Origin of the sequence: Microbacterium sp. C448 (assembly GCF_000582705.2) — a bacterium.
Classification (GTDB): domain Bacteria; phylum Actinomycetota; class Actinomycetes; order Actinomycetales; family Microbacteriaceae; genus Microbacterium; species Microbacterium lacus_A.
The window spans coordinates 51039-58634 of sequence record NZ_HG779614.1 but is presented as its reverse complement, the minus strand read 5'-3'; the positions used below and the strand labels follow the sequence as shown (position 1 = coordinate 58634).

The following is a 7596-nucleotide window of genomic DNA, read 5'->3' as shown; positions in this document are numbered from 1 at the left end:
GTGGGCCCACGCCGCCAGAGGCTCCGCGCGTCGCGCAGCGACGGGTGGAGGGGCGGTGGGGACGATTCTCGTCAGCCCCTCCATCGCTCCGACGTTCGCCCGTGGGAGGCCTCAGGCCGGCGCAGCGTCCGCGTGTTCGGCGGAGAGCATCACGTACACCTCGGCGTTCCGCAGCAGACCGGCACGCTCCTCGTCGGTCAGAGCCCGCCGAACCTTTGCCGGCACGCCCGCGACGAGCGAGCCATCCGGAACGACCGTGCCTTCGAGCACCACGGCACCGCCCGCGATGAGACATCCGGCACCGATCACGGCACCCGACAACACGACGCTGCCCATACCGATCAGTGACCCGTCCCCGATCGTGCAGCCGTGCACCACGGCATTGTGACCGACCGAAACGTCGCGGCCGATCGTCACCGGATGACCGCTGTCGACGTGCACCGAGACGTTGTCCTGGATGTTGCTGCCCGCGCCGATCGTGATCGTGTCGCGGTCTGCACGCAGGATCGCGTTGTACCAAACGCTCGCGCCCTCATCGAGCCTCACGGCTCCCACGACACGCGCTCCGGCCGCAACGAACGCGGACTCATCGAGCGACGGGGTACGTCCGGCGACGGACAAGACGGATGCCTCGGGTGAAACGGTCATGAATCCGACCCTACGACCTCGGGCCCGATGCCCGTGGCACCCATGATCGGTCCGCTATCCCGGCACCCCGGCCTCGATCGCGTCCCGCAGCGCAGAGGTGTAATGCGGAGCGAGCGAGTCGAGGAACGACACGGTCAGGTGATCCTCGTCGCGGTAGACATTGGCCCCGCCGACGACCGGGAAGCACGTCGTGTCGTCGCAGAACACGTCGGTGAAGTCGAGCGGGGTGACCCCCGCTGTGCCTTCCGCGGCATCCTTCAGCGGATCCTGGTCGGTCAGCAGTTCGTCACGGGCACCGTCGCAATTGCCGACACCCTGGGTGCGCAGGCACTTGTTCGGGTCGTTTTCCCACACCGGGTTGTCGACGACGGTGACGACGGGAATGCCCCGGTCGAGCATCCCGCTCCATGCCTCGCGGTACCCGGCAACGGCGGCATCGTGGACACTGTCGTACCCCGCAGAGGAGTAGGGCGTGGTCGAAAGTCCCGCGGTGAAGACGACATCGAAGTCGCCGTTGTCGAGCACCTCAACCGCGTTCTCCCGCCAATCGGCGCACGCAGCGCCGAACGCACCGGGCGTCGACAGAGGCGTGGTGCTCCAGGGGCAAGCGCCCTTGAAGAGCGTGGTGAGGTGCCATCCGTTCTCGTCGGCGATGCGCTCGAACGTCGACAGCAACTGGAACGCGTGGCTGTCGCCGATGAGCGCAACACGGGGCGCATCCGCCGCATCCGATCCGAATTCGCAGGTGACGGCTCGCGAATCGTTCAGCTGCACGAAGCACTGTTCGTCCGCTGGCATGTCCGCGGCCGCGAAACCGGGCGCGGGTAGCACCTGGTCACCGAAGTCCACGTCGGCACAGGCTGGATCGAGCACGCTCGCCGCGCCGAAGCACTCGGGCGGGTCGGAACGGAGTTGCTCGATCGCCGCAACACCCTCGCGGTATGCGGGCGCGTTGATCGCCCATGCGCCGGCCGCCGTCGCGCCCACCAGGATCATCGCGACGAGCGACGCCCAGAGCGTCACGCGCGGCGGGCGCTTCGTGAGAACCTTCCAGGCCCGCGCCGGATCCTCGACGAACTTCTTGGTGAGCCAGGCGAGCACGAAGCACAGCGCGAGCAACGCGACACGGTGGTAGATCGTCAAGCCCCAGAACGGGACGGATGGCGCGATCACGATCAGCGGCCAATGCCACAGGTAGAGGCTGTATGAGATGTCCCCGACGAACTGCGCGGGACGGATCGACAGGACGCGGGTCGGGTACCACCACCGCGTGGTGTTCGACGCGGCGATCACGGCAGCGGCACCGAGCGTCGGCACGAGGGCCATGTACCCGGGGTACGGCGTCTGTCCGTCGAACTGGAATGCGGCGTACAGCAGCGCGACGATTCCGGCCCACCCGAGCACGAAGCTGCCGATCGCGTTGCGGATTCGCAGCATCGGGACCAGGGCGATGAGCGCTCCTACCCCGAACTGCCACATGCGGGTGAAGGTGATGAAGTAGGCCGGCGCCGGGTTCGTGATCGTGAAGATCACGCAGAAGACGAAGGATGCGAGGGTCACGACTCCGAGCGTCGTGATGATCGCGCGCCGCCGAGCGCCCTGGAAGAACTTCACACCGAGCCATGCCGCGAGCAGCATGATCAACGGCCACAGGACGTAGAACTGCTCCTCGAGCGACAGCGACCAGTAGTGCTGGACCGTAGTCGGCTCCCCCGTGAGCGCCAGATAGTCCGTGGAAGCGAAGGCCAGATACCAGTTCTCGACATAGAAGGTCGACGCGATGATCTCGCGAATCTCGTTCGGCAGCGCCGACAGGGGGAACAGGTAAGGCGAGGCCACGACGATGGCGCAGAACAGCAGAACCAACAACGACGCGGGCAGGAGACGCCGCGCCCGGCGGGCCCAGAACTGCGCGAGTCGCACGCCGCCCGTCGCCTCGAGCTCGCGCATGAGGTGACCGGTGATCAAGAACCCGGAGATGACGAAGAACACGTCGACGCCGACGTATCCGCCCGAGAGACGACCCGGCCAGAAGTGGTAGAGCACCACGAACAGCACGGCGATCGCCCGCAATCCCTGGACGTGCGGGATGAAACGCGAGGGCTCTGCGTGTTCGGGCGAACGATCCCGCCGTTCGCGTCGGAGCATCTGCGACGGAGCGCCCAGATTCTGCGGGCCGAGTTCATGGTCTGCGGAGGGCACCAGACGACGCTACCTGCTCGCGCGTCGGATGCCCGCCATTGCCGCGTGATTCCGCCACTAAGCCGAGCCTCAGCTTGCTTGCGGAATGTCTGAGGCTGAGTAGCGTTTACCCCAGAGTCGCCGCGAACATCGCGGCCGGAGGGACCAAAATGACGAAGATTCAGACCGTTTCCACAACCGTCAGCGACCCCGACGTGTCGGCTGCCGCCGCCCAGTTCCTCTCCCCCGTCGTCCTCGGCCTGCAGGCCCTGACGATCAACGGCAAGCAGGCGCACTGGCACGTGCGTGGCAGCAACTTCATCGGTGTCCACGAACTGCTTGACACCGTGGTCGCGAACGCGGGCGGCTGGGCAGACCTGGCCGCCGAGCGGATCGTCGCGCTCGGCCTGCCGATCGACGCACGCGTCGCCGCCGTCGCCACCAAGGCGGGCGCGACCGGCGTTCCCGCAGGATTCGCCAAGTCGGATGTCGTGATCCCCGCGATCATCGCCGACATGGACGCCATCCTGCTCGACGTGCAGGCAGCCATCGACGGCCTCGACGAGGTCGACCTGACCAGCCAGGACGTCGCGATCGAGATCAAGCGTGGCCTCGAGAAGGACCGATGGTTCCTGTTCGCTCACGTCAGCGAGTAAGACCCCCGCGCCTCAGGCGCAGATGCAAGGGCCTCCGGGAAACCGGGGGCCCTTCTTCGTGCGGCCCGCGCGGATCAGAAACCCCAGAACCTGCGCCGAGAGGACGCAACATGCCGTGCCCCCGAGCTTACGCACGGCATGTTGCGTCCTCTCAGTGGGTGAGGCGGGCGAGCGAGACGGCGCAGCGCGCGAACAGGCGAGCGGATGCCTCAGGCCCGGTGCGTGAGCCGGCCCGCGATCATCGTCGCGGCGACGCGCATGCCGCGCAGTCCCGCGCCGTCAGCGACTCGGGGATCCGCCTCGCACAGGGCGAGGTCAGCGACCGCGCCGGGTTCGATGCCCACGGCATCCGGTCCCGATCCGCGCTCGGTCGACGCCGCGCGCGCCATTTCGAACGGCACCGACTGCTCGGGGTGCCAGGCCGACCGGTCGTCGTTCGTCCGGTAAACGGCCGCCGCGATCGCGGTCCAAGGGTCGAGCGCCGAGACCGGGGCATCCGATCCGAACCGCAGCTCGGCGCCCGCGTCGGCCAACGCACGCAGGGGGTACGCCAGCGCGGTCTGCGCCGCCCATTCGTGCTCGGCGATGTCGCGGTCATCGACCGCGTGCGCGGGCTGCACGCTCGCCGCGACCCCGAGTCGCGCGAAGCGGTGCAGGTCTGCGTGGGCCACGAGCTGCGCATGCTCGATCGTGCCGACCGCGCCCGTCCGGGCGAACGCATCCAGGGCGTGCGAGTTGGCGACATCGCCGATCGCATGCACCGCGGACTCCAGCCCCCCGGCCGTTGCGACGGTCATGAGTTCCAGAAGTTCCTCGGGTGGGACGGTCATCACACCATGGTCGCCGTGCGTGCCGGGGTACGGGTGCGAGCAGGCCGCGGTCCGGGTGCCGAGTGAGCCATCGGTGATCACCTTGAAGGGCCCGACGCGCACGAGATCGGATGCCGAGCCGCGAACGGCATCGCCGGTGCGCAGTCCCTCGGCCACGGCGCGCGGGAGGTCTGCCGGGTAGATCCCGAACCGGATGCGGAGCGCATCAAAACCGGCCGCCAGACGGCGGGCCCAGGCATCCTCGTTCCACGCCATGTCCAGGTCGACCAGACCGACGATCCCCCGTGTCGCCGCCCCGCGCGCCGCTGCATCGACGAGGGCATCGCCGCGGTCGGGGTCGACCAGGTTGAGGCGTCGCGAAATCTCGAAGGCCGGGAGCTCCCTCAGGACACCCGAGCCGAACGGGTCGTGTCCCTCGCGACGCAGAGCCGCCGTGTTGAGCCACACGGAATGCACATCAGCGTTGATGAGGTACGTCGGGACATCGCCCGTCGCGGCATCGAGCAGCAGGCGTTCGGGCTCATCCGCCCAGAGCGCGTCTCGGTATCCCGTGCCGACGCGGCGTCCATCGGCAAGGATCGGTGCCGCCGCCATGATCCGCGCCGCCTCCGCCGCCGAGCGCGCGTGGTCGAGCGGTTCGCGGGCGGCCCGAAGTGCCCACTGAGTGAGATGCACGTGGTGATCCCACAACCCGGGCATGAGCCACCCGCCATCCGCGTCGAGCACGGCCACGGATGCCGGATGCTTCAACGCTCCGGCAGGCGCGATGTCGACGATCTGCCCGCCCGCCAGTACGACATCGTGCGGATCGTCGCCCAGGGGTAGAGGCATCGCGGCGCCGACGATGCGCGCGTTCGCTATCACCCCGACGGTTTCACCCACGTTCACGACGGATCGCCCCCGCTTCGCTGATCGGCTGTGGCCGATGTCCCGACGGATTTCGCGGCCGCTGCCTGCGCGTCGCGCGCCCGACGCATCTCGGCGGCGAGCGGCGGGTTCGGATGCGCCCCACCCTCCGAAAGTTCGGCGATGATCGTCTCGACGACGTCACCCGGCCGGTTCTGGCTGAGCTTGCGCTTCGCGACGACCCGCGTCGGTGTCAGACGGAACCCGACGGTGCCCCGTTCGAGACGCTCGATGAAGGCGGGATCGTTCGGCGGCTGCCACATGCCCCGGGGCTCCGGCATCCGCGACTCGAACCGGTCGACGAGCGCGTCGAGAACGCGCAGATTCTCGTCGGTATCGAGGATTTCGGGGACTCCGGTCAGGTGCGCCGAGACGAAGTTCCAGGTCGGGACGCTCGCGACAGGTCCTGATGAAACGCTGCCATACCAAGACGGCGAGATGTAGCCGTGCGGTCCCTGTACGACGACGAGCAGCTCACGCTCACCCAGTCCATGGATCAGGTCGTCAGGCTTGCCGACGTGCCCCACGATGGTCAGGTCGTCGCGCGACGGATCGAGCATCACGGCGTAGTGCGATGCGACCAGCCCGTCGGCGGTGTCGCTGACCAGCGTGACCCACGGGTTCTGATCCACGAGCCGTCGCAGCTCGCCGACGTCGGTCATCGCGAAGGAGGGGTTCTGGCGCACCCGCCCAGCCTAGATCGGCGGGCGTGCCTTGCGTTCCGCTGTCACAGAACGACGTCGGGACCACGCGCGAGGGTCGATCTGTGACAGCGGAGCCGGACCGATACGCGTCAGCGCTGGTCTTGCGGGCACCAGTAGAGCTTCCGTCCGCCGACCTCTTCGAGCACGATCTCAGTGCCGCAGAGGCGGCACGGCAGGCCCGCCCGGTGGTACACCCAGTGCCGATCGTCGCGGTGCGCCATGGCGCGGCGGTACGAGTCGGGGTCGAGGTCGTCCATCGTCATCATCTGGCCGGTTTCGACACCGATCGCGAGCAGATGCGTCCAGTCGCGCCACAGCTCGCGCACGATTTCTTCCGGCACGTCACGTCCCGGCGTGTGCGGATTCAGGCGCGCGCGAAAGAGCATCTCGGCGCGGTACACGTTGCCGATACCGCTGACGATCGACTGGTCCATCAGCAGTAGCCCGATCGGGGTCGGCTTCTTGCGTACCGCGGCGACGAAGCGCTCCTCGCCCTCGGCGAGGTCATCCACGAGGGGGTCGGGGCCGAGCTTGGCGATCGTCGCCGCGACTTCCTCGGGCGTCTGCAGGGCGCACGCGGTCGGGCCGCGGAGGTCCGCGCACGTCACCTGGGTCATCAGGCGAAGGCGCACCTGTCCCACCACGGGCGGTGGCCACTCGGAGCCCTCGTCCGCGAGCCCCGTGGTCTGCTCCGACATGCGAACGTGCACCCGAGCACGACGCGGCGCGCCGATCGAGGTCAACGAGTTCTCGCCGGCTGCATCGAACACGGGGTCGTCGAAGACCGGGGCATCCAACTCCGTCCCTCGCTGATTCGTCTGCCCCATGCGTCCGTTCGCCGCGGCGATCGTCGGGTCCACGACGATCTCACCCGCGAAGTCCCATGCCCCGTACATCCCCAGGTGCACGCGCAGCCACAGGTCTTCCTCGAACTCGAGGAACATCTGCTTACCCACGGCCCGCACATCCGTCGCCGTCCGGCCGTCCAAGACCGCGGCACCCTCGACAAATCGCCCCTGCGGGCTCGACGCGAAGACGCGCTGACCGACGAAGTTCCGCTCGAACTGGCGCGCGATGCGGTGGACGGAGTGTCCTTCGGGCATCAGCCAGCCTCGGGATCGAAGGCGTCGATGTCTTCGCCCCCGCGGTTCTCTCCCGCCCGGCCGTTCTCGGGCGAGGTGGCGCGCGGATCGGGCAGGAGCGAACCGTCCGCCTCGTAGGCGGCGATCTGGCCGATGCGGCGCACGTGCCGTTCTCCGAACGTGAAAGGGGTCGCGATGAAGATGTCGATGAACTTCGCGGCCTCTTCGAACGTGTGTTGGCGCGCACCGATCGCGATCACGTTGGCGTCGTTGTGCTCGCGCGCGAGTTCCGCGGTCGCGACGTTCCAGACCAGTGCGGCACGGACGCCCTGCACCTTGTTCGCCGCGATCTGCTCTCCGTTGCCGGAACCGCCGAAGACGATGCCGAGCGTGTCGACGCCATCGGCCTGGTCGCGGACGACCGCCTGGGCGGCTCGGATGCAGAACGCCGGATAGTCGTCGAGGGCGTCGTACTCGAGGGGGCCGTGGTCCACGACGTCGTGGCCCTGATCGCTCAGGTGGTGCTGCAGGCGGGTGGAGAACTCCAGTCCCGCGTGATCGGTGGCGATATGGATGCGCATGGGCTCAA

7 protein-coding genes are annotated in these 7596 nt (G+C 68.3%); 1 reads left to right on the top strand and 6 read right to left on the bottom strand.

All coding sequences use genetic code 11. From position 1 onward, the window contains the following. Positions 1-111: 111 nt before the first annotated feature. Both MIC448_RS03295 and MIC448_RS03290 read right to left on the bottom strand, forming a co-directional pair. Complete coding sequence (locus MIC448_RS03295) at positions 112-648, bottom strand: gamma carbonic anhydrase family protein (protein ID WP_036296005.1); 537 nt, start codon at positions 646-648, stop codon at positions 112-114. Between the two features lie 54 nt (positions 649-702). Further along, the gene (locus MIC448_RS03290; protein WP_036296003.1) at positions 703-2850 is read right to left on the bottom strand and encodes an acyltransferase family protein; all 2148 of its coding nucleotides are present in this window, start codon (positions 2848-2850) and stop codon (positions 703-705) included. A gap of 149 nt (positions 2851-2999) precedes the next feature. Between MIC448_RS03290 and MIC448_RS03285 the strand changes: the two genes are divergently transcribed. Further along, the gene (locus tag MIC448_RS03285; protein ID WP_036295999.1) at positions 3000-3485 is read left to right on the top strand and encodes a Dps family protein; all 486 of its coding nucleotides are present in this window, start codon (positions 3000-3002) and stop codon (positions 3483-3485) included. 209 nt (positions 3486-3694) lie between these two features. Here the strand turns inward: MIC448_RS03285 and MIC448_RS03280 are convergent, their stop codons facing one another. The 4 genes from MIC448_RS03280 to MIC448_RS03265 form a co-directional block, all read right to left on the bottom strand. Next, positions 3695-5146, bottom strand: coding sequence for an amidohydrolase (locus MIC448_RS03280; protein ID WP_081766160.1), 1452 nt, complete (start codon positions 5144-5146; stop codon positions 3695-3697). 53 nt (positions 5147-5199) lie between these two features. Beyond that, entirely contained in the window at positions 5200-5907 is a 708-nt protein-coding gene (locus MIC448_RS03275) for an FMN-binding negative transcriptional regulator (protein WP_036295993.1), read from the bottom strand. A gap of 107 nt (positions 5908-6014) precedes the next feature. Further along, complete coding sequence (locus MIC448_RS03270) at positions 6015-7028, bottom strand: Fpg/Nei family DNA glycosylase (protein WP_036295990.1); 1014 nt, start codon at positions 7026-7028, stop codon at positions 6015-6017. Then, positions 7028-7588 (bottom strand): ribose-5-phosphate isomerase, encoded by a 561-nt coding sequence (locus tag MIC448_RS03265; RefSeq protein WP_036295987.1) that lies wholly within the window; start codon positions 7586-7588, stop codon positions 7028-7030. The genes MIC448_RS03270 and MIC448_RS03265 overlap by 1 nt, the downstream gene beginning before the upstream one ends. Between the last annotated feature and the right edge of the window lie 8 nt (positions 7589-7596).